Here is a 19328-nt window from a genome sequence, read left to right as displayed (position 1 = left end):
GTGGGCTACACGGGGGTGTCACCGACGACCGGCTGGACCGGGCTGGAGGTACGCACCGCGCTGGGCAACCCGAGCACCCGTCCCGGCCTGTCGCTGCCGGGCCGGGTGACGGTCACCGCTGGCGGTACCGACGTACCGGTGGAGCGGATCTCGCTCGGCCTGGTCACCCAGGTGGAACCGGCCGACCCGGCGGCACCGCGCCGGCTGGTGCAGTTCCATTCGGTACCGGTCGGTGGCGGTTTCGTCCTGCCGGCCCGGCAACGGCGGTCGGTCGTCTTCGCGCTGCCGATACCGTGGGAGACACCGGTCACCGTGTTCGGCGGCAGTCCGCTGATGAGCCTGCGGATGGGGCTGCGGACCGAGGTGGCGCTCGGCCCGCAACTCGACCAGGGCGCCCTCGTACCGGTCTTCGTGCACCCGTTGCCGGTCCAGGCGGAGATCCTGGCCGCGTTCGACACGCTGGGGTTCCGGCTCCGTCAGGCGGCCCTGCAACAGGGGCGGCTGCCCGGGGTGCAGCAGGCGTTGCCGCTGCACCAGAAGATCGGGTTCTGGGTCGGGCCGATCTACGCCGGGCCGATGACCGAACTGGAGGTGACCTTCGTGACCAACTCCGCCGGGTTGGAGGTCATCTTCTGGGTCGACCGGCGGCTGGCGCTGGCCGGTATCGGGCACGTCAGTCTCAGCCGGTTCCGGGTCTGGCACGCCGGGGCGGAGCAGCGGGACTGGGTGAGTACGGTCGACGGCTGGCTGCGCGAGACCATCAACCGGCACGCCGCAGCCGCCTCCGACGCGCACTGGTCGGCGGCGATCAGCGAGTCGGCGCACGTGAGCCGCCCACCCGACCGTCCCGAGCCGCCGGGGTACGGGCTCGGTGGCACCGGTGGTGGCGCCGGTATCGGTGGCGGCGGGAGCGACGGCACCTGAGCCGGGGCGGCGTCAGCTACCCGCCCGGGGTGTTAGGAAGGGGCCCTTTACCTACCGAAAGCGTTAACCGGGGGCCCTTCCTTACATCCGTTACAGGCTGGCGGTGGCCAGCTTGATGCCGAAGCCGAGGAAGAGGGCGCCGACGCCGGTGGTGGCCCCGGCGGCGAGCCGGCGCCGACGCCGGAACTGGGCCGCCAGCCGGGTCCCGGTGAAGATCAGTGCGCTGAGGTAGAGCGCGCTGGTGACCATGAGGATCATCCCGAGCAGCAGGAACGACAGCGCCGGGTACCGGTACGCCGGGTCGACGAACTGGATGAAGAAGGAGATGAAGAAGAGGATCGCCTTCGGGTTGAGCAGGCTGATCACCAGCGCCCGGCGGAACGGGCTGGGCACCTCCTCCGGCTCGGCGGACCGGAGCACGGCGGCGGCCGGCTCCCCGGCCCGCCAGCGCCGCCAGGCACCCCGGATCATGTTCAGCCCCAGGTAGCCCAGGTACGCCGCGCCGGCGTACTTGATCACCATGAAGAGTGGCGGGTAGGCCCTGAGCAGCGATGCCACCCCGGCGGCGGAGAGCGCCATCAGCACCGCGTCGCCGAGGAACACCCCGGTGGCCGCCCGGTAACCGGCGGCCACCCCCTGTCGGGCGGCGGTGGCGAGCACGAGCAGGGAGTTGGGCCCGGGGAGCAGGATGATCGCCACGGTGCCCAACACGTACGTCCAGATGTCGGTGATGCCCAGCACGCCCGCCATCATCCGGCCACGGGTGCCGCCGGACGAAGCCTTTTCCGCAGGTTGAGCTGTGCTTCCGGCCACTCGTTGACGGTCATCGAATACTGCACGGTGTCCCGCCACGAGCCGTCGGCGCGCCGCCGGTGCATCCGTAGCACGCCCTCCCGCTGGGCACCGAGCCGCTCGATGGCCCGCTGGGAACGATCGTTGCGGAGGTCGGTGTGCCAGACCACCCGGTTCGCGCCGAGGGTGTCGAAGGCCCGGGCGAGCAGCAGCAGCTTGGCCTCGGTGTTGATCCCGGTACGCCACCACGGCCGGCCCAGCCAGGTGTGGCCGATGCCCACCGCACCGCGCTCCGGGTCGATCTCGTAGTACGACGTGCTGCCGACCAACGCCCCGGTGACCGCGCACCGCTGCACCCAGGCGACCCGGTCACCAGCGTGCTGGGCGACCAGGGCGTCGGCGATGATCCGGGCCATCCCGGTCGGGTCCGCCGGCTGGGGGTCGCCGAGGTGCCGCCACACCTCCGGGTCGGTGGTCGAGGCGTACAACTCCTCGGCATGCCCGACGGTGAGCGGTTCCAGTACGACGTGCTCGCCACGCATGGTGGCCGGGATGTGCCACGGCGAGCGGGGCGGTTGCAGGTAGGCCGGGACCGGGCCGGTCACCCCGGTGTCCGGCTCGGGGCGGCCGGCGGTCAGCCGCAGCGGCACCACCCCGGCCCAGTGCGGCAGGGCGTAGTCGGCCTCCTCGTCGCGTACCCCGCCGCTGCGGGACCGTACCGACACCTCGCGTAGTGGGAGGGCCAGTACGGCTGTCTCGGCCAGCTCCCGACGGCTCGGCGGCCGGCTCTCGGCGCTGCGACCTGTGCCGACCTTCTCCACCAGGGCGGTCAGTACGTCCGTCTTCTCCTGCTCGTCGGTGACCAGGTGGGCGACGCCGTGTGCGACCACCGAGCGGTAGTTGGCGCTGTGGTGGAACTGTGAGCGGCCGTAGACCAGCCCGTCGAGCAGGGTGACGCTGACGCAGACCGGCAGCCCGGTGTCGCCGCGGGCGGCGAGCAGCGGCCGGCTACCGGTGGAGCCGTGCAGGTAGAGCGTGTCGCCGATGCGGACGTGCAGGGTCGGCAGGACGCGGGGCTCGCCGTCGACGATGAACCCGAGGGTGCAGTGGTAGGCCTCGTCGAGGATCGCGTGGGCGCCGGCCCGGTCGTAGCTCATCCGGTCCCGGGTGCGGCTGGCGGTGGTCCGGTCGGTCCTGGTGTACATGACACATCCCGATTTTGTTATAGTACAATCTTCAAACTGTGTCAGTACGTTATCAGATCAGCGGTTCCACGGCCGCCGAGATATCCGCCAGCGTCGAGGCCGGCATCCGCGCCGACACCCTGCCCGCCGGTGCGGCGCTGCCCGCCGTCCGGGCCCTCGCCGGTGACCTGGGGATCAGCCCGGCCACCGTCGCCCGGGCGTACCAGGACCTGCGGCAGCGGGGCCTGATCGTCACCGCCGGACGGGCCGGCACCCGGGTCCGGCCCCGTCCGCCGGTCACCGGCCCACGCTCCGCGCTGCGCCCACCGGCCGCCCCCGGCGCGCTCGACCTCTCCTCCGGCGGGCCGGACGGCCGGCTGCTGCCGCCGATCGCACCGCACCTCGCCGCACTCGCCGCCCGGGCCGACCCACCGATCGGGTACGCCGAGGCCGCCGTGCTGCCCCCGCTCGCCGATGCCGCCCGGGAACGGCTCGCCGCCGACGGCGTACCGGCCACCGCCCTGACCCTCACCGGCGGCGCGCTCGACGGCATCGAGCGCCTGCTCGCCGCCCACCTGCGCGCCGGTGACCCGGTCGGCGTGGAGGATCCCGGCTGGCCCAACCTGCTCGACCTGGTCGCCGCTCTCGGGTTGCGCCCGGTGGCCGTACCGGTCGACGACGACGGCCCCACCGAAGCCGGGGTCCGCGCCGCCCTCACCGCCGGGATCCGGGCGCTGATCGTGACCAGCCGGGCCCAGAACCCGACCGGTGCTGCCATCTCCGCCGCCCGGGCGACCACCCTGCGCACCCTGCTCGCCGGCCAGCCCCACCTGCTGCTGATCGAGGACGACCACGCCGCCGAACTGGCCGCCGTACCCCTGCACCCGCTCGTCGGGATCACCCCGGCCTGGGCCTTCGTCCGCTCGACGAGCAAGCCCTTCGGCCCCGACCTGCGACTGGCCGTGCTCAGCGGGGACGAGGCGACGGTCGGTCGGGTCGCCGGCCGGATGCGACTCGGCACCGGCTGGATCTCCACCGTCCTCCAGGAACTGGTGCTGCGGCTCTGGCGGGACCGGTCGACGTCCGAACTGCTCGACCGGGCCCGCACCGACTACGACGGCCGACGGCAGGCACTGCTGGCCGCGCTGTCCGCACACGGCGTCACCGGACACGGCCGGACCGGCATCAACGTCTGGGTGCCGGTACCCGACGAGACCCGGGCGGTCACCTCGTTGCGGGACGCCGGGTACGCCGTGTCACCCGGCGCCCTGCACCGGCTGGACTCCCCGCCCGGCATCCGGATCACGGTCAGCCGGCTCGACCCGGCCCGGATCGGGTCACTTGCCGCAGCGGTGGCCCGCGCGGTCGGCCCCGCCACCCCCGACACCTTCAAGATGTAAGGAAGGGCCCCCGCTTAACGCATTCGGTAGAGGAAGGGCCCCTTGTTAACACCCGACCAGCCGCTTGTGCCGTACGCGAAAATTCGCGCCCAGCCCGGTCACACCGTGAGTGAATGACGGCAGTGACCACTGAGGAGGCTGAGATGGGTGTGGCGGCGTACGACCAGATCGCCGACTGGTACGAGCAGCAGTTCCTCGCCGCCCAGGCCGGCCACGACCCGATCGGGGTCAACCAGGCCCTGCGTGACCTGCTCGGCCCGGGCGACGGTGTCTGCCTGGAGGTCGGCTGCGGTACCGGCGTGCACGCCCGGCAGATCCGTGAGCTGGGTTGGACACCGGTCGGCGTGGACGTCTCCGCCGGCATGCTGCGCCACGCGACGGGACGGCTGCCCGTCGCCCGGGCCGACGGGCAGCAACTACCTGTCCGCACCGGCAGCCTTTCCGCCGTCGTCGCCGTGCTGGTGCACACCGACATGCCGGGGTATCCGGCCGTGCTGCACGAGGTCGCCCGGGTGCTCCGGCCGGGCGGGATGTTCGTCCACGTCGGCGTCCACCCCTGTTTCTGCGGCGGGTTCGCCGACCGCACCGATCCTGCGGCGGTCGTGATCCGCCCCGGTTACCGCGACCGCTACTGGACCCGGGACTCGTACACGGACCAGGGCATCCGGGACAAGGTCGGCGCGATGCACCGCCCGCTGCCGGACCTGCTGCACGCCTTTCTCGACGCCGGGCTGGGTCCCGAACGGTTCGACGAGGGTGGCGGCCCGGTGCCGACCACCTTCTCCATCCGGGCACGCCGGGGCTGAGGGCACCGTTCCCGTCGATCGGGCCGGACGACCGACCATGATCGACGGGAACGGTGCCCTCCCGGGACCCGCGTTCTGGACCGAACTCTGCGATCCGGCGGGACGCGCCGGACCGGGTTTCCCGCGTGGGCGGCGCGTCGGCGGGTAGAAAGATCGCCATGACCGACAAGACCGACACCGCCCCCGGTGCGCAGCAGTTCATCCCGCCGGACGCGGACTCCCTCGACGCGCTGCGTGCCGCCGCTGCCGACTGCCGTGGCTGTGAGCTGCACGGACCGGCCTCACAGACCGTCTTCGGTCGGGGTGACGCGCACGCCCGGCTGGTTTTCGTCGGCGAGCAGCCCGGCGACATGGAGGACCAGAAGGGGCTGCCGTTCGTCGGCCCGGCCGGCCGACTGCTGCGCAAGGCGGTCGACGACGCCGGTCTCGACCCCGCGCACATCTACTTGACCAACGCTGTCAAGCACTTCCGTTTTGAGCTACGCGGCAAGCGCCGGATCCACCAGACGCCGGACCGGGTGCACATTGTCGCCTGCCGGCCCTGGCTGGTCGCCGAGTTCGCCCAACTCCACCCGGAGATCGTGGTGGTGCTCGGGGCGACCGCCGCCAAGGCGCTGCTCGGTCCGACGTTCCGGGTCACCCGGTCGAGGGGCGAGCTGATGCCGTGGCCCGCCTCCGCCCAGCACCCCGAGGACTTCACCCGCGTCCCCGTCGACGCCGACGGCAAGCGCGCCGCCGCGCCGCCCGCCCGGCTGCTCGCCACCATCCACCCGTCCGCCGTGCTCCGCGCCGACGACCAGGACAAGGCGTACGAGGGACTGGTCGCCGACCTCACCGTGGTGGCCCGTGCTCTGAAGTGATCACGTGTTAAGAGGGGGCCCTTCCTCTACCGAAAACGTTAAGAGGGGGCCCTTCCTTACACTGCCGGCATGGACCAGCATCTCTATGAACCGGTGCACGGGGAGTTTCGGGAACTCTGCCGTGAGTTCCTGGCCCGGGAGGCCGTACCGCACCACGACCGGTGGGAGGCCGCCGGGATCGTCGACCGCGCGGTCTGGCGCGCCGCCGGGGCCGCCGGCCTGCTCGGCACGGACGTCGACGAGGCGTACGGCGGGGGCGGGCAGCGGGACTTCCGGTTCAACGCGGTACTGGTCGAGGAGATCGTCGCCAGCGGTTGTTCCGGGCTCGGGTTCGGGCTGCACAACGACGTGGTGGCGCCGTACCTGACCGAGTTGACCACCGAGGCGCAGCGGGCGCGCTGGCTGCCCGGCTTCTGCTCCGGCGAGTTGGTCACCGCGATCGCGATGAGTGAGCCCGGTGCCGGTTCGGACCTGGCCGGGGTACGCACCAGCGCGGTCCGGGACGGTGACGAGTGGGTGCTCAACGGGCAGAAGACCTTCATCACCAACGGTGAGCTGGCCGATCTCGTCCTGGTGGTGGCCAAGACCGCCCCGGAGCAGGGTGCCCACGGGGTGAGCCTGATCGCGGTGGAGACCGGTACCCCGGGCTTCAGCCGGGGGCGGCGGCTGGCCAAGGTCGGTCTGAAGGCCAACGACACCGCCGAGCTCTTCTTCGACGACTGCCGGGTACCGGTGGAGAACCTGGTCGGTGCCGAGAACCAGGGCTTCTACCACCTGATGGGCAACCTGCCCCGGGAGCGGTTGAGCATCGCGGTCGGGGCGGTGGCGGCGGCCGAGCGGCTGCTCGCCGTGACCCTCGACTACGCCCGGAGTCGGGAGGCGTTCGGCCGGCCGATCGGTTCCTTCCAGCACAACCGGTTCCTGCTGGCCGAGCTGGACACCGAGGTGACCATCGCCCGTACCTTCCTCAACCACTGCGTGGCCGAGTACAACGCCGGCCGGCTGTCGGTGACCGACGCGGCCAAGGCCAAGTGGTGGACCACCGAGTTGCAGAACCGGGTGGCCGACCGGTGCGTGCAGTTGCACGGCGGCTACGGCTACATGCTGGAGTACCCGGTGGCGAGGGCCTGGCTGGACGGGCGGGTGCAGACCATCTACGGCGGTACCACCGAGATCATGAAGGAGATCATCGGCCGGGGTCTGGGCCTCTGACGTCGGCGGAGTCGCCCGAGCGGCCCGAACCGTCCGAGAGTGGCGTCACGGCCTGGGAAACAGGGGTGCCCCGGGACGCCCCCGGTAGGCGAGGATGGACCCCCTCCCGTCCCTTTCCCCAGGAGCCCGGATGGCCACCGATCTGACCACGCCGGCCGGCACCCGGTTCGACGCCGCCCCGATCCAGCGGCGCACGTTGCGCCTGCTCTTCGTCACCCAGATCATCGGTGGCATCGGTCTCACCATCGGTGTCACCGTGGGCGCGCTGTTGGCCACCCGGATCGCCGGCACCGCCGTCTCCGGCCTGGCCAGCAGCGCTGCCGTGGTCGGTGGGGCGCTGCTGGCTGTACCGGTCACCCGGATCATGGCCCGGCACGGCCGGCGGCCCGGCCTGGTGCTGGCGTACCTGGCCGGCGCGCTCGGCGGGGTGCTGGTGGTCCTCGCCGCGATGGCCAACGTGGTGTGGCTGCTCTTCCTCGGCATGGCCCTCTTCGGCGGGGGTACCGCCGCCAACCTCCAGGCGCGGTACACCGCGGTCGACCTGGCCGAGCCGGCACACCGGGGCCGCCAGCTCTCCCTGGTGGTGTGGGCGACCACGATCGGCGCGGTGGCCGCACCCAACTTCGCCACCCTGGCCGACGAGGTGACCAGCGGGATCGGTCTGCCGCCGCTGGCCGGGCCGTTCGCGTTCAGCACCGTCGCGTTCCTGCTCGCCGCAGCCGCGATCTTCCTGCTGCTCCGGCCCGATCCGCTGCTCACCGCGCGCCGGCTGGCCGCCCCGGTCCCCGCCGACGAGCCCGCCCAGGTCGGCGGGGGCTCCGCCGATGCCGCTGACGGGTCGGCCCCCGACGGGGTACGCAAGGCCGGGCGGGACGGGATGCTGGCCGCGTTGCGGGTGGTGCTGGCCCGGCCGGCGGCCCGGCTCGGCATCGCCGCCGTGGCGATGGGGCACCTGGTGATGGTCGCGGTGATGGCGATGACCCCGGTGCACCTGGGGGAGTCGCACGGGGACGCCGACGTGCTCAAGGTCGTCGGGATCGTGCTCAGCCTGCACATCGCCGGCATGTACGCGCTCTCCCCGGTGGTCGGCTGGCTGACCGACCGGTACGGCCGGCGCGCCGTGGTGCTCGGCGGGATCGCGGTCCTGCTCGCCGCCTGCGCGGTCTCCGGCACCGCCGGGTACGACACCGTCCGGCTCTCGATCGGCCTGGTGCTGCTCGGGCTGGGCTGGTCCGGGACCATGGTGGCCGGCTCGACCCTGCTGTCGGAGTCGGTGCCGGTCGACGTGCGACCCACTGTGCAGGGCCTCTCCGACCTGACCATGGGCCTGGCCGGCGCCTCTGCCGGTGCGCTCAGCGGGTTTGTCGTCGAGTACGCCGGTTACCCGGTGCTCAACCTGCTCGCCGCGCTCGCCGTGGTACCTCTGGTGGCGCTAGCGTTGCGGCCGGTACCGGTGGGACAGACCGGTGCGGAGACCATCGGCGGACGGGACGGGTGACCGGTGCCGACCGGCCGGACCCGGCGGCTGCTCCCGGCCGCCTGGTGACGAGGGAGGACGTAGGTGCGGTTGACCGACTTCTGGCAGCGGCTGGAGGAGGCGTTCGGCCCCGGCTACGCGGTCAGCGTCGCCAGCGACCAGGTGCTCGCGCAGCTCGGTGGACGGACCGTCGAGCAGGCGCTCGCCGCCGGTGAGGAGACCCACGTCGTGTGGCGGGCCGTGTGCGCGGCGTACCCGGACCGGGTGCCGGCCCGACTGCGCTGAGCTGCGGTTCCCGGCGTTGCGCGTGTCGCTGTCGCTGTCGTACACCTGTTCGGCTATTGTCCACAGCGGGGCGCTCATCCACAGGTCAGGGCCGGCCGGCTGGTTTTCTGTCGGACCCAACGCCTAGCGTGTCCCGCGTGACTAGAAGCTCAGCAAAGACGCCGGCGAAGGCAGGGGTGGCAACCATGGCGGCAGCGCCTGACCGGGAGAAGGCACTCGACCTTGCTCTCGCTCAGATCGACAAGCAGTTCGGCAAGGGCTCGGTGATGCGGCTGGGTGAGCGGCCGGTCATCCAGACCGCCATCATCCCGACCGGCTCCATCGCGCTCGACGTGGCGCTCGGCGTGGGTGGTCTGCCCCGGGGCCGGGTCGTCGAGATCTACGGGCCGGAGTCCAGCGGTAAGACCACCGTGGCACTGCACGCGGTGGCCAACGCGCAGCGGGCCGGGGGCATCGCCGGCTTCATCGACGCGGAGCACGCGCTCGACCCGGAGTACGCCAAGGCGCTCGGCGTCGACACCGACGCGCTGCTGGTCTCCCAGCCGGACACCGGTGAGCAGGCCCTGGAGATCGCGGACATGCTGGTCCGCTCCGGCGCGCTCGACATCATCGTGATCGACTCGGTGGCCGCCCTGGTGCCCCGGGCCGAGATCGAGGGCGAGATGGGCGACAGCCACGTCGGCCTCCAGGCCCGGCTGATGAGCCAGGCGCTGCGGAAGATCACCGGCGTGCTCAACAACACCGGCACCACCGCGATCTTCATCAACCAGCTCCGCGAGAAGATCGGCGTGATGTTCGGCAGCCCGGAGACCACGACCGGTGGTCGGGCGCTGAAGTTCTACGCCTCGGTCCGGCTGGACGTCCGCCGCATCGAGAGCCTCAAGGACGGCACCGACGTGGTCGGTAACCGGACCCGGGTCAAGGTCGTGAAGAACAAGGTCGCCGCTCCGTTCAAGCAGGCCGAGTTCGACATCATGTACGGCAAGGGCATCTCCCGCGAGGGGTCGCTGATCGACGTCGGCGTGGAGCAGGCGATCATCCGCAAGTCCGGCGCCTGGTACACCTACGAGGGCGACCAGCTCGGTCAGGGCAAGGAGAAGGCCCGCGAGTTCCTCCGGGAGAACCCGGACGTGGCCGCCGAGATCGAGAAGAAGATCCTGGAGAAGCTGGGCGTGGGCGTGGGTGCCGGCGACGCCGCCGGTGGCCCTGAGCTGCCGCCGGTCGACTTCTGACCGGTCGCGTAGCGGTGGTGGGACGACGGGGCGCCCGCGCGGGGCGTGGCTGGGATGCCGCGCCGCCCGCCGCAGGTGGCACCAGTGCGCGCCGGTCCCGGCGGAGCGCCGACGGGGCGGCGGCCACCGGGCGCGGCCGGCGCCCGGACGGCGTCGACGGGGCGGACATCGATGGTGCGGACCCGGGGGAACCGCCGGCGTCACCCCGGGACGAGGCGGAGCTGGCCCGGGAGATCTGCCTGCGGCAGCTCGCGGTCCGGCCGCGTACCCGCGCCGAGCTGGGTGCCGCGCTGGCCCGGCGGGGGATCTCCGAGGAGGTCGCCGCGCAGGTCCTCGACCGCTATGACGAGGTCGGCATCATCGACGACGCGGCGTTCGCCCGGGCCTGGGTCACCAGCCGGCACGCGGGCCGGGGACTGGCCCGCCGGGCACTCGCCAACGAGCTGCGACAGCGGGGGGTCGACGGGGAGGTCGCCAGCGAGGCCCTCGGCGAGCTGGACGAGGAGACCGAGGCGGAGACCGCCCGCTCCCTGGTTGACCGCAAGCTCCGCAGCGCCCGGGGGGAGCCGGACGCGGTCTTCCGCCGGATGGTGGCCATGCTGGCCCGGAAGGGCTACCCGCCCGGGGTGGCCATCCGGGCGGTCCGGGACGCCCTCGCCGCGCAGAGCGCCGAGACGGCCGAGTTCGCCGCGCAGATCGACGCGGACGCGCTGGCGGATGCCGAGGGGGAGCCGGACCGGTAGCGGTCACGCTCCGGCGGACGGTGGCGGCCGCTTCGGTGCGGGGGCCGGTTGGGGCCATCCCGTGCCGGCCCGTCCGTACCCCGTTGGTCCGCCGCCACGGCCGCCTGGGGAGGGTTCCCGTCCGGGTCTACCCGACGGCCCCCGGACGGCTCGCGTGGACCATTTCTGGCCGTCTGCGAAGTTTCCTGGCACGCTGGGTAAGGGCGCGTTGGCCCTCGGTCTCCACCCCTATTCGATCATGAGTTCTTGACCGAACGGCCCACGCGACCTAGCCTCGCCATACAGGCTGGATTTGCCCGACCATCGCAGGCTAAGCGCACAACATAGATCGCATAACAGTACGGCAACACTTTGGCCAGCTCAGTGGCCCTTGACGTGAGCGCGGGACAGGCCGGTCCGGTGCTCATGTGACAACTGCACCCGGCCGCAGGTGACGTCATCGACGTCGCCCGCGGGCACCTACCCACGGCCAGCCGCCTCGGTCGGGCGACTACAGCCGCAGGGCGCGCTTCGGCGCGGACGGTGGAGGGGAGGCGCCCATGACCGGGTGGGTCGACATCAATAACGGTGCATGGCCGGGCGGGGTAACGGCATGAGCGCGTTCGATGTGGCGATGCTCGCGGTGGTGACCCTCCTGGCGGTCGTCGTCATCGGAGCGGTCGTTGTCGGGGCGCGGACGCTGCGGCAGATCCGCACCATGGCGGGCGCTCCGCTGCCTGAGGATCCGGCGTTCATCGCCGAGAAGGACCGGCAGGAACAGTCCCTGGCGGCGCTGCGGTCGGCAGCCGACGAGGCGAACTCCACGGTCGACGTGGCGAAGTCCGCCGCCGCTGCGGCACGGGCCGAGGCCGCCGCCGCCAAGGCGGAGGCGAACGCGGCCCGCGCGGAGGCCAAGCGGGTACTGGAGACCGCCCGGATCGAGGCGGACACCGTGCTGGAACGGGCCCACCGGCAGGCCGAGGCGGACGCCGAGGAGGTCCGGGCCGCCGCCCGGCGCAGCGGGGAACGTGAAGTGGCCCTGCTCGCCTCCACCACTCGGGAACAGGCCGTCGAGGTGGAACGCCGCGCCCAGCGGATGGACGAGCGGGAGCGGCTGCACACCGAGGAGGTCGAGCGACTTGCCGAGCGGGAACGGCAGCTCACCGCCGCGAACGCCGCGCTGGCCGCCCGGGAGGCGGCGCTCACCGAGCGGGAGGTGGCGCTGGCCGAGGCGGAGCAGCAGCACCGCCGCGAGCTGGAGCGGATCGCCGGGCTGACCGCCGACGCCGCCCGGAGCGAACTGATCGAGTCGATCGAGACCCAGGCCAAGCGGGAGGCCGCGCTGCTGGTCCGGGACATCGAGTCGGACGCCCGGGAGACCGCCGACCAGCGGGCCCGGCACATCGTGGTGGACGCCATCCAGCGGGTCGCCAGCGAACAGACCGCCGAGAGTGTGGTCAGCGTCCTGCACCTGCCCGGGGACGAGATGAAGGGGCGGATCATCGGCCGCGAGGGGCGCAACATCCGCGCCTTCGAGTCGGTCACCGGGGTCAACCTCATCATTGACGACACCCCCGAGGCGGTGCTGCTCTCCTGCTTCGACCCGGTTCGCCGCGAGGTGGGCCGGCTCACCCTGGAGAAGCTGGTGCTCGACGGGCGCATCCACCCGCACCGGATCGAGGAGGTCTACGACCTCGCCCGGCAGGAGGTGGAGCAGCTCTGCCAGCGCGCGGCGGAGGACGCGCTGGTCGAGGTCGGGATCACCGAGATGCACCCCGAGCTGGTCAGCCTGCTCGGCCGGCTGCGCTACCGGACGTCGTACGGCCAGAACGTGCTCAAGCACCTGGTGGAGACCGCACACATCGCCGGGATCATGGCCGCCGAGCTGCGGCTGGACGCGCCGACCATCAAGCGGTGCGCCTTCCTGCACGACATCGGCAAGGCGCTCACCCACGAGGTGGAGGGCAGCCACGCGATCATCGGTGCCGACCTGGCCCGCAAGTACGGCGAGAGTGAAGAGGTGGTGCACGCCATCGAGGCGCACCACAACGAGGTACCGCCGCAGACCATCGAGGCGGTGCTGACCCAGGCGTCGGACGCCTGCTCGGGCGGACGCCCCGGGGCACGGCGGGAGAGCCTGGAGGCGTACGTCAAGCGGCTGGAGCGGATCGAGGAGATCGCCGCCGGCAAGCTCGGCGTGGAGAAGGTCTTCGCCATGCAGGCGGGCCGGGAGATCCGGGTGATGGTCAAGCCGGACGACGTGGACGACATCGGCGCGGCCGTGCTCGCCCGGGACGTGGCGAAGCAGATCGAGGAGGAGCTGACCTACCCGGGTCAGATCCGGGTCACCGTGGTCCGCGAGTCCCGGGTCACCGAGATCGCCCGCTGAGGGCGACCTGCCGGCTGTCGAGCTGCTCCGTCTACGCATCGGGACGGGTTCGCTGCGGCGGCTCTGGGCCGGCAGCCGGAATGCGACGTTCCGCACTGGCAACGACGGGGTGGCCGGCCCCGCAACGGCCGATGGTGGCCGCCCCCGGCGAGGACGGCGCGAGGATGATGGTGGCTGCCCCCGGCGAGGACGGCGCGAGGACGGTGGCCGACCTCGGCAACGACTTCGGAAACGACAGTGGCCGCCCCGGTTCTCCGGGGCGGCCACCGTGTGCGGCGGGAACGGGTCGCTAGATCCCGCCGGCGCCGCTCGCCTCCGCCTGCGCGGTGAGCGCGGCGGGCGGCGGGTTCTGCGCCGGGGTGCCGGCGGTCTTGCGGCCCCGGGCGAGCCGGCGCTGCACGTACTGGGCCAGCTTCGACAGCGAGTAGTTCACCACGATGAAGAGCACCCCGATGATCAGGTACGTCTGGATCGGGTTGCCCAGTGCGCCGATGATCTGCTTGCCGATGCTCAGGGTCTCCTCGTAGGCGATGATGAAGCCGAGTGAGGTGTCCTTGAGGACCACCACGAGCTGGCTGATCAGCGCCGGCAGCATGATCCGGAATGCCTGCGGCAGCAGGATCAACCGGGTGGTCTGCAACGGGGAGAGACCGACCGCCGCGGCGGCCTCGGCCTGCCCGCCGGGCAGCCCCTCCATGCCGGACCGCAGGATCTCGGCGATCACCACCGAGTTGTAGATGGTCAGGCCGATGACCAGGTACCACAGCGCGTCGAAGGAGATGCCGAACTCGGGGAAGCCGCGGGCCACGAAGAAGATGGTGAGCACCACGGGCAGGCCCCGGAACACCTCGACGCAGACCCGGGTGACCACCGCCAGCAGCGCGCTCAGCCCGCGCAGCGGGTACGCCAGCGGCGCGGCCAGCCCGGTGAACCGCCGGGCGGTCAGGCTCCTGAGCTGGATCCGCAGTACCGCCAGCAGCGTGCCGACCACCAGCGAGGCGAGGATGGCCAGGCCCGCCGCGATCAGGGTGTTTCGGAAGCCGGCACCGATCCGTTCCCACACCAGCGGGAAGTTCTCGTTCGACGGGTCCACCAGCGGACCCCAGAGCTCCATCGAGAACTGCCCGTTGTCGTCCAGCGGGCGGTAGATCAGGAAGTACGCGCCGATGAGCACCAGCACCGTCGCGAGGATGCTGCTGATCCAGGTGATCCGGCGCTGCCGTGGCCCCGGTACGTCGTAGAGGACGCTCGTCTGCTGGCTCATCGGGCCACCGCCTGTCGCTTCTCCAGCCGGTCAAGGAGCGCACCGAGAGGCACGGTCATGATCAGGTATCCGATCGAGATGCCGATGGCGACGGGAATGAAGGCGTACCCCTCGGCCGAGGTGAGCTGGTCGGCGGACTGGGACAGGTCACCCACCACGCCGAAGAACCCGACCAGCGCCGAGTTCTTGATCATCGCGATGATGACCGAGCCGAGCGGCACCACGGAGGCCTTCCAGGACTGCGGCAGCACCACGTGGCGCAGGTTCTGGCCGAAGGTCAGGCCCAGCGAGCGGGCCGCCTCGGCCTGCCCCGGCGGTACCGCGTTGACCCCCGAGCGCAGCGCCTCGCAGACGAACGCCGCGGTGTAGAGCACCAGCGCGATCAACGCGAAGCGGAAGTACGGCAGGTCGGTGCCGAGCCGGCTGAACACCTGGTCCAGACCGGGGATCCGCAGGAAGTCGGCGTTGGAGCCGAGCGCGGGCAGTCCGAAGGCCGCGAAGAACATGACCACGGTCAGCGGCATGTTGCGGAAGACGGTCACGTACGCGGTGCCGACCGCCCGCAGCGGCGGCACCGGCGAGATCCGGAGCACCGCCACGACGGCGCCCAGGATCAGGGCGCCGATCGCGGCGAGTAGGCAGATCTGGAAGGTGAGCCAGAAACCGCCCGCGAAAACGTCGAACCGGTCGATGAGTACATTCACGGGTCGGTCTTCCTCCCCACTCTCCAGATCAGCTCGTCGTCAGTACCGGTTGACGGTGGGCGGGTTGCCCAGGGTCGCGCCGAACTTGCCGGCGGTGTCGTCCCACGCCTTCTTCCAGCTACCGTCAGCGAACGCCTTCTCCAGCGTGTCGTTGATGAAGTTGCGGAAGTCGGTGTCCTCCTTCTTCACCCCGATGCCGTACGGCTCCTTGGTGAAGTTGTCGCCGGCCATCTTGAACGACGCCTCGTCCTTGGCGATGTAGCCGAGCAGGATCACGTTGTCCGTGGTGACCGCGTCCACCTGGCCCTGCTTGAGGGCGTCCCGGCACTTGTCGTACGTGTCGAAGGGCACCACCTGGGTGGCGACGTCCTTGACGTGCTTCTTGATCTCCTCCAGCGGAGTGGACCCGACGACCGAGCAGACCTTCTTGGTGCCGTCCTTGAACGAGTCCGGCCCGGTGATCGAGCTGTCGTCCTTGCGGACCATGATGTTCTGCCCGGCCTCGTAGTACGGGCCGGCGAAGGCGATCCGCTCCTTGCGCTTGTCGTTGATCGTGTAGGTGGCCGCGACCAGGTCGACGGTGCCGTTGACGATCGAGTCCTCACGGACCTTGGACGGCGTCTCCACCCACTCGATCTTGTCCTCCGGGATGCCCAGCTCCTTGGCGATGATCTTCGCGACCTGGACGTCGAAGCCCTCCGGCTTGCCCGACAGGCCCTTCAGGCCGAAGCCGGGCTGGTCGAACTTGGTGCCGATCTTGATCTTCTGGGCCTTGTTCAGCTTCTCCATGGTGCTGCCGGCGGCGAATGACTTGCTGCCGGCGCCGGTACCCTCGTCGCTGTCGCCACCGCAGGCGGCCAGCCCGACGGACAGGGCGGCGGCGACGGCGAGCGCCGCTACGCGCTTGATACGCATTCCTCTACTCCTTCTTCGACGGAGCCCGCCGGGCGACGCGCTCCACAACGGACGCCTGCTGCGTCGGATGGATGGTGGTGGACCTGTCGTACGGATCTAGTGGGTGAGGATCTTCGACAGGAAGTCCCGGGCCCGCTCGCTGCGCGGGTTGGCGAAGAACTCGGCCGGGGGCGCGTCCTCGACGAGCTGCCCGTCGGCCATGAAGATGACCCGGTTCGCCGCGTGCCGGGCGAAGCCCATCTCATGGGTCACCACGACCATGGTCATCCCCTCGCGGGCCAGCGAGGTCATCACGTCCAGCACCTCACCGACCATCTCCGGGTCGAGCGCGCTGGTAGGCTCGTCGAAGAGCAGTGCCTTGGGCTGCATGGCCAGGGCGCGGGCGATGGCCGCGCGCTGCTGCTGGCCGCCGGAGAGCTGGGCCGGGTACTTCTCCGCCTGGTTGGCGATGCCCACCCGGTCGAGCAGGGCCATCGCGCGCTCGCGGGCGGCGGCCGGCTTCTCCCTGCGGACCTTGACCGGCCCCAGGGTGACGTTCTCCAGGATCGTCTTGTGCGCGAAGAGGTTGAACGACTGGAAGACCATGCCGACCTCGCTGCGCAGCCGGGCGAGGGCCTTGCCCTCGGCGGGCAGCGGCCGGCCGTCGAAGGTGATCGTCCCGGAGTCGATCGGTTCGAGCCGGTTGATGGTGCGGCAGAGCGTCGACTTGCCGGAACCGGACGGTCCGATCACCACGACCACCTCGCCCTTGCCGACCGAGAGCGAGACATCGTGGAGTACGTGCAGCGGTCCGAACCACTTGTTGATTGCTTCGAGCACGATGAGCGGTTCGCCCGTCGACACCGTCGTCCACCGTCCTGTCGATGCTGGCGAGGTCGGTTTGACCTCTGGTTGGGGGCAACTCTAGGCGGGCCGAGATGTCAGAACGCAAGTCGAATGGTCACGGAGCGGTAACACCGGTCCCACCTGTCGCAGACTCTGGGCCCCCTACTGCCGGAAGCAGCCGCGACTCGCACTATGGACCCGATCGTCCCGTCCCGACGAAGGAGTGCGCGATGGAACCGGTACGTCTGACCCGGTATGCCCGGGGTGGCGGCTGCGCCTGCAAGATCCCGCCCGGTGAACTGGAGGCGATGGTCGCCGGTCTGGTGGTGACCGGCGGGGCCGACCTGCTGGTAGGACTGGACCACGGCGACGACGCCGCGGTGGTCCGGTGGGACGAGCGTACCGGGATCGTCGCCACCGCCGACTTCTTCACCCCGGTGGTGGACGATCCGTACGACTGGGGGCGGATCGCCGCGACCAACGCGCTCTCCGACGTGTACGCCATGGGCGGCACCCCACTGGTCGCGCTCAACCTGCTCTGCTGGCCCCGGGACGTCCTGCCGCTGGAACTGGCCCGCGAGGTGCTGCGCGGCGGGTACGACGTGGCCGCGCTGGCCGGCTGTCACCTGGCCGGCGGGCACAGCGTGGACGACGACGGCCCGAAGTACGGCTTGGCGGTGACCGGCACGGTACGCCCCGATCAGGTGATCACCCTCGACGCCGGGCGCCCCGGGATGCCGCTGTCGCTGACCAAGCCACTCGGGATCGGCGTGCTGAACACCCGGCACAAGGCCACCGGCGAGACCTTCCCGGCGGCGGTGGCGGCGATGGCCACCTTGAACGCCGACGCGGCCCGGGCGGCGGTGGCCGCCGGGGTGCGGTGCGGTACCGACGTGACCGGGTTCGGGTTGCTCGGGCACGTGTCGAAGCTGGCCCGGGCCAGTGGGGTGACCGCCGTGCTCGATCCGGCCCGGGTGCCCTACCTGGACGGTGCCCGTGCGGCGGCCCGGGACGGGTACGTCAGCGGTGGCAGCCGACGCAACCTGGACTGGGTCACGCCGTGGACCGACTTCGGTGGCCTCGACGAGGTCGAGCGGCTGCTGCTGGCCGACGCGCAGACCTCCGGCGGGCTGCTGGTGGCCGGGGAGATCCCGGGCGGCACGGTGATCGGGGAACTGGTGTCGGCGGGTGAGCATCGCGTGGTGGTGCGGTGAGGGTCCGGTCCGAGGTGGTCGGTGTGGCGTGCGGTGATCTGCCGGGTACCCGATAAACTGTCATCTTCCGACTACCCAGAGCGTCGGCTGGTCGGGCGACGCACCGCCATGGCAGTGGCACCGACACCCACACGGCACCGACGGCAGCGGCAGCGGCGCCAGCAGCGGCAGCGCGGGTCGGCTTTTTGTCGGAAATGGTCACAGACCGGTAACTTGCCCCTTCCTGGCGGGAATCGCCCGTCACCATCATCAGTGAGGCCCGTTCCGGAGGCCCTGACTGCGCGCAGCGAGGAGACGGCATGACCGAGCTGTGGAACTGGAGAATCGACGACCGGGTCGCCGCCGAGGAGGTCTGGTCGGCCCTCGCCGCCGTGCTCGGCCGGCCGGTGCTGCCGCTGGCCGCCGCCGACCCCGGTCGGCTGCCGGCGGATGCCGTGCTCTGCGACATCTGGCACGTCCCCGGCGAGTTTCCCACCGTCGTCGACTGTTACGGGGTGCCCGACGAGCTGGTCGAGCTGCGCGCCGTCGCCGCGCTGGCCCGCCGGCTCGGCCGGTCCGGCCTGCTGCGGGACGACACCCTCGATGCGACCCGGCATCTGCTGGTGGCGACCGACGGCACGATCCGCCCGGTGCACTTCGACGTGGCCGACACCGACGACGGCGAACTGCTCCGCGACCAGCGGCTCTGCACGGTGACCAGCCCCGGCTGCCGGGGCTGGTCACAGTGCCACCGCTCGCGCTGGGCACCCGACTCGGTGGTCCCCGCGCTCGCCGCGGCCTGACCGGCGGCAGCGGCCTGACCGGAGCAGCCCAGCCGGTCGGTCCGCCCCGGCCGCTGCCACCGGTCGGAGTTGGTCACTCCGTCCTGGCCGCTGCCGACGACGCGGCGGACTGACCGCCGCGTACGACCAGTTGGGCGAGCAGGGTCCGCGTCGCGTCGGCCACCGCGGCGACCGCCGCGTCGAAGGCGGCGGCGTTGTGCGCGGCGGGCGCCCGGAACCCGGAGATCTTCCGGACGTACTGCAACGCGGCAGCCTCGATCTCGGCATCGGTCACCGCACTGGTGTACGGCTCACGCAGGGTCTTGATGCTCCGGCACATGGCACGGCTCCTCTGCCTCTTC

At 71.5% G+C, this 19328-nt stretch carries 19 protein-coding genes; 12 read left to right on the top strand and 7 right to left on the bottom strand.

Annotated elements, in window-relative coordinates; translation table 11 throughout:
- A complete protein-coding gene (locus V6U90_RS17940; RefSeq protein WP_334437610.1) occupies nucleotides 1-924 on the top strand; it encodes a sporulation protein in 924 nt (307 codons plus the stop codon).
- 90 nt (nucleotides 925-1014) lie between these two features.
- Here the strand turns inward: V6U90_RS17940 and leuE are convergent, their stop codons facing one another.
- Both leuE and V6U90_RS17930 read right to left on the bottom strand, forming a co-directional pair.
- On the bottom strand, nucleotides 1015-1677 hold the full coding sequence (gene leuE, locus V6U90_RS17935; RefSeq protein ID WP_334437608.1) for a leucine efflux protein LeuE: 663 nt from the start codon (nucleotides 1675-1677) through the stop codon (nucleotides 1015-1017).
- A complete protein-coding gene (locus V6U90_RS17930; RefSeq protein WP_334437605.1) occupies nucleotides 1674-2921 on the bottom strand; it encodes a bifunctional pyridoxamine 5'-phosphate oxidase family protein/GNAT family N-acetyltransferase in 1248 nt (415 codons plus the stop codon). Before V6U90_RS17930 ends, leuE begins: the two co-directional genes overlap by 4 nt.
- A 38-nt stretch (nucleotides 2922-2959) precedes the next feature.
- Here V6U90_RS17930 and V6U90_RS17925 point away from each other — a divergent pair, with 38 nt between their 5' ends.
- The 9 genes from V6U90_RS17925 (at nucleotide 2960) to rny (ending at nucleotide 13283) form a co-directional block, all read left to right on the top strand.
- Nucleotides 2960-4300, top strand: a complete 1341-nt coding sequence (locus V6U90_RS17925; RefSeq protein WP_334437603.1) for an aminotransferase class I/II-fold pyridoxal phosphate-dependent enzyme — start codon at nucleotides 2960-2962, stop codon at nucleotides 4298-4300.
- Between the two features lie 113 nt (nucleotides 4301-4413).
- Nucleotides 4414-5106, top strand: a complete 693-nt coding sequence (locus V6U90_RS17920; RefSeq protein ID WP_334437601.1) for a class I SAM-dependent methyltransferase — start codon at nucleotides 4414-4416, stop codon at nucleotides 5104-5106.
- Between the two features lie 158 nt (nucleotides 5107-5264).
- The gene (locus tag V6U90_RS17915; RefSeq protein WP_334437598.1) at nucleotides 5265-5966 is read left to right on the top strand and encodes a UdgX family uracil-DNA binding protein; all 702 of its coding nucleotides are present in this window, start codon (nucleotides 5265-5267) and stop codon (nucleotides 5964-5966) included.
- Between the two features lie 69 nt (nucleotides 5967-6035).
- Nucleotides 6036-7178, top strand: a complete 1143-nt coding sequence (locus tag V6U90_RS17910) for an acyl-CoA dehydrogenase family protein (RefSeq protein WP_334437595.1) — start codon at nucleotides 6036-6038, stop codon at nucleotides 7176-7178.
- A gap of 130 nt (nucleotides 7179-7308) precedes the next feature.
- Entirely contained in the window at nucleotides 7309-8676 is a 1368-nt protein-coding gene (locus V6U90_RS17905) for an MFS transporter (protein WP_334437593.1), read from the top strand.
- A gap of 63 nt (nucleotides 8677-8739) precedes the next feature.
- On the top strand, nucleotides 8740-8940 hold the full coding sequence (locus tag V6U90_RS17900; protein ID WP_334437590.1) for a DUF3046 domain-containing protein: 201 nt from the start codon (nucleotides 8740-8742) through the stop codon (nucleotides 8938-8940).
- 185 nt (nucleotides 8941-9125) lie between these two features.
- Entirely contained in the window at nucleotides 9126-10172 is a 1047-nt protein-coding gene (gene recA / locus V6U90_RS17895; RefSeq protein WP_334437587.1) for a recombinase RecA, read from the top strand.
- Between the two features lie 17 nt (nucleotides 10173-10189).
- Nucleotides 10190-10915, top strand: coding sequence for a regulatory protein RecX (locus tag V6U90_RS17890; RefSeq protein WP_334437585.1), 726 nt, complete (start codon nucleotides 10190-10192; stop codon nucleotides 10913-10915).
- Nucleotides 10916-11507: 592 nt separating this feature from the next.
- Nucleotides 11508-13283 (top strand): ribonuclease Y, encoded by a 1776-nt coding sequence (gene rny, locus V6U90_RS17885; protein WP_334437583.1) that lies wholly within the window; start codon nucleotides 11508-11510, stop codon nucleotides 13281-13283.
- A 289-nt stretch (nucleotides 13284-13572) separates the two neighbouring features.
- Here rny and V6U90_RS17880 read toward each other — a convergent pair whose 3' ends face one another.
- The 4 genes from V6U90_RS17880 to V6U90_RS17865 all read right to left on the bottom strand — a co-directional run bounded on the left by V6U90_RS17880 (nucleotide 13573) and on the right by V6U90_RS17865 (nucleotide 17009).
- Entirely contained in the window at nucleotides 13573-14547 is a 975-nt protein-coding gene (locus V6U90_RS17880) for an amino acid ABC transporter permease (protein ID WP_334437580.1), read from the bottom strand.
- Nucleotides 14544-15251 carry an amino acid ABC transporter permease gene (locus V6U90_RS17875; RefSeq protein WP_334437577.1) on the bottom strand — a complete coding sequence of 236 codons (708 nt, stop codon included), beginning with the start codon at nucleotides 15249-15251 and terminating at the stop codon, nucleotides 14544-14546. Before V6U90_RS17875 ends, V6U90_RS17880 begins: the two co-directional genes overlap by 4 nt.
- A 39-nt stretch (nucleotides 15252-15290) precedes the next feature.
- Nucleotides 15291-16166, bottom strand: coding sequence for a glutamate ABC transporter substrate-binding protein (locus V6U90_RS17870; protein ID WP_334437575.1), 876 nt, complete (start codon nucleotides 16164-16166; stop codon nucleotides 15291-15293).
- A gap of 96 nt (nucleotides 16167-16262) precedes the next feature.
- Nucleotides 16263-17009 carry an amino acid ABC transporter ATP-binding protein gene (locus V6U90_RS17865; protein WP_334437573.1) on the bottom strand — a complete coding sequence of 249 codons (747 nt, stop codon included), beginning with the start codon at nucleotides 17007-17009 and terminating at the stop codon, nucleotides 16263-16265.
- 212 nt (nucleotides 17010-17221) lie between these two features.
- On the opposite strand from V6U90_RS17865, the gene selD reads away from it, so the two are divergent.
- Together selD and V6U90_RS17855 are read left to right on the top strand one after the other, a co-directional pair.
- Nucleotides 17222-18205 (top strand): selenide, water dikinase SelD, encoded by a 984-nt coding sequence (gene selD / locus V6U90_RS17860; RefSeq protein ID WP_334437571.1) that lies wholly within the window; start codon nucleotides 17222-17224, stop codon nucleotides 18203-18205.
- A gap of 299 nt (nucleotides 18206-18504) precedes the next feature.
- Nucleotides 18505-18987 carry a hypothetical protein gene (locus V6U90_RS17855; RefSeq protein WP_334437569.1) on the top strand — a complete coding sequence of 161 codons (483 nt, stop codon included), beginning with the start codon at nucleotides 18505-18507 and terminating at the stop codon, nucleotides 18985-18987.
- 73 nt (nucleotides 18988-19060) lie between these two features.
- Here the strand turns inward: V6U90_RS17855 and V6U90_RS17850 are convergent, their stop codons facing one another.
- A complete protein-coding gene (locus V6U90_RS17850) occupies nucleotides 19061-19306 on the bottom strand; it encodes a DUF2277 family protein (protein WP_334437567.1) in 246 nt (81 codons plus the stop codon).
- Nucleotides 19307-19328: the final 22 nt, after the last annotated feature.

The sequence above is a fragment of the Micromonospora sp. CPCC 206060 genome, assembly GCF_036906895.1.
Lineage (GTDB): Bacteria > Actinomycetota > Actinomycetes > Mycobacteriales > Micromonosporaceae > Micromonospora.
The sequence above is the reverse complement of the archived record's forward strand: the minus strand, read 5'-3'. Positions and strand labels throughout refer to the sequence as shown.

Excerpts from the sequence above, each read along its gene's own strand:
- leuE (WP_334437608.1), bottom strand. The coding sequence starts at position 1,677 with ATGATGGCGGGCGTGCTGGGCATCACCGACATCTGGACGTACGTGTTG.
- V6U90_RS17930 (WP_334437605.1), bottom strand. The coding sequence starts at position 2,921 with ATGTACACCAGGACCGACCGGACCACCGCCAGCCGCACCCGGGACCGG.
- V6U90_RS17920 (WP_334437601.1), top strand. The coding sequence starts at position 4,414 with ATGACGGCAGTGACCACTGAGGAGGCTGAGATGGGTGTGGCGGCGTAC.
- V6U90_RS17915 (WP_334437598.1), top strand. The coding sequence starts at position 5,265 with ATGACCGACAAGACCGACACCGCCCCCGGTGCGCAGCAGTTCATCCCG.
- V6U90_RS17910 (WP_334437595.1), top strand. The coding sequence starts at position 6,036 with ATGGACCAGCATCTCTATGAACCGGTGCACGGGGAGTTTCGGGAACTC.
- V6U90_RS17905 (WP_334437593.1), top strand. The coding sequence starts at position 7,309 with ATGGCCACCGATCTGACCACGCCGGCCGGCACCCGGTTCGACGCCGCC.
- recA (WP_334437587.1), top strand. The coding sequence starts at position 9,126 with ATGGCGGCAGCGCCTGACCGGGAGAAGGCACTCGACCTTGCTCTCGCT.
- rny (WP_334437583.1), top strand. The coding sequence starts at position 11,508 with ATGAGCGCGTTCGATGTGGCGATGCTCGCGGTGGTGACCCTCCTGGCG.
- V6U90_RS17880 (WP_334437580.1), bottom strand. The coding sequence starts at position 14,547 with ATGAGCCAGCAGACGAGCGTCCTCTACGACGTACCGGGGCCACGGCAG.
- V6U90_RS17870 (WP_334437575.1), bottom strand. The coding sequence starts at position 16,166 with ATGCGTATCAAGCGCGTAGCGGCGCTCGCCGTCGCCGCCGCCCTGTCC.
- selD (WP_334437571.1), top strand. The coding sequence starts at position 17,222 with ATGGAACCGGTACGTCTGACCCGGTATGCCCGGGGTGGCGGCTGCGCC.
- V6U90_RS17855 (WP_334437569.1), top strand. The coding sequence starts at position 18,505 with ATGACCGAGCTGTGGAACTGGAGAATCGACGACCGGGTCGCCGCCGAG.
- V6U90_RS17850 (WP_334437567.1), bottom strand. The coding sequence starts at position 19,306 with ATGTGCCGGAGCATCAAGACCCTGCGTGAGCCGTACACCAGTGCGGTG.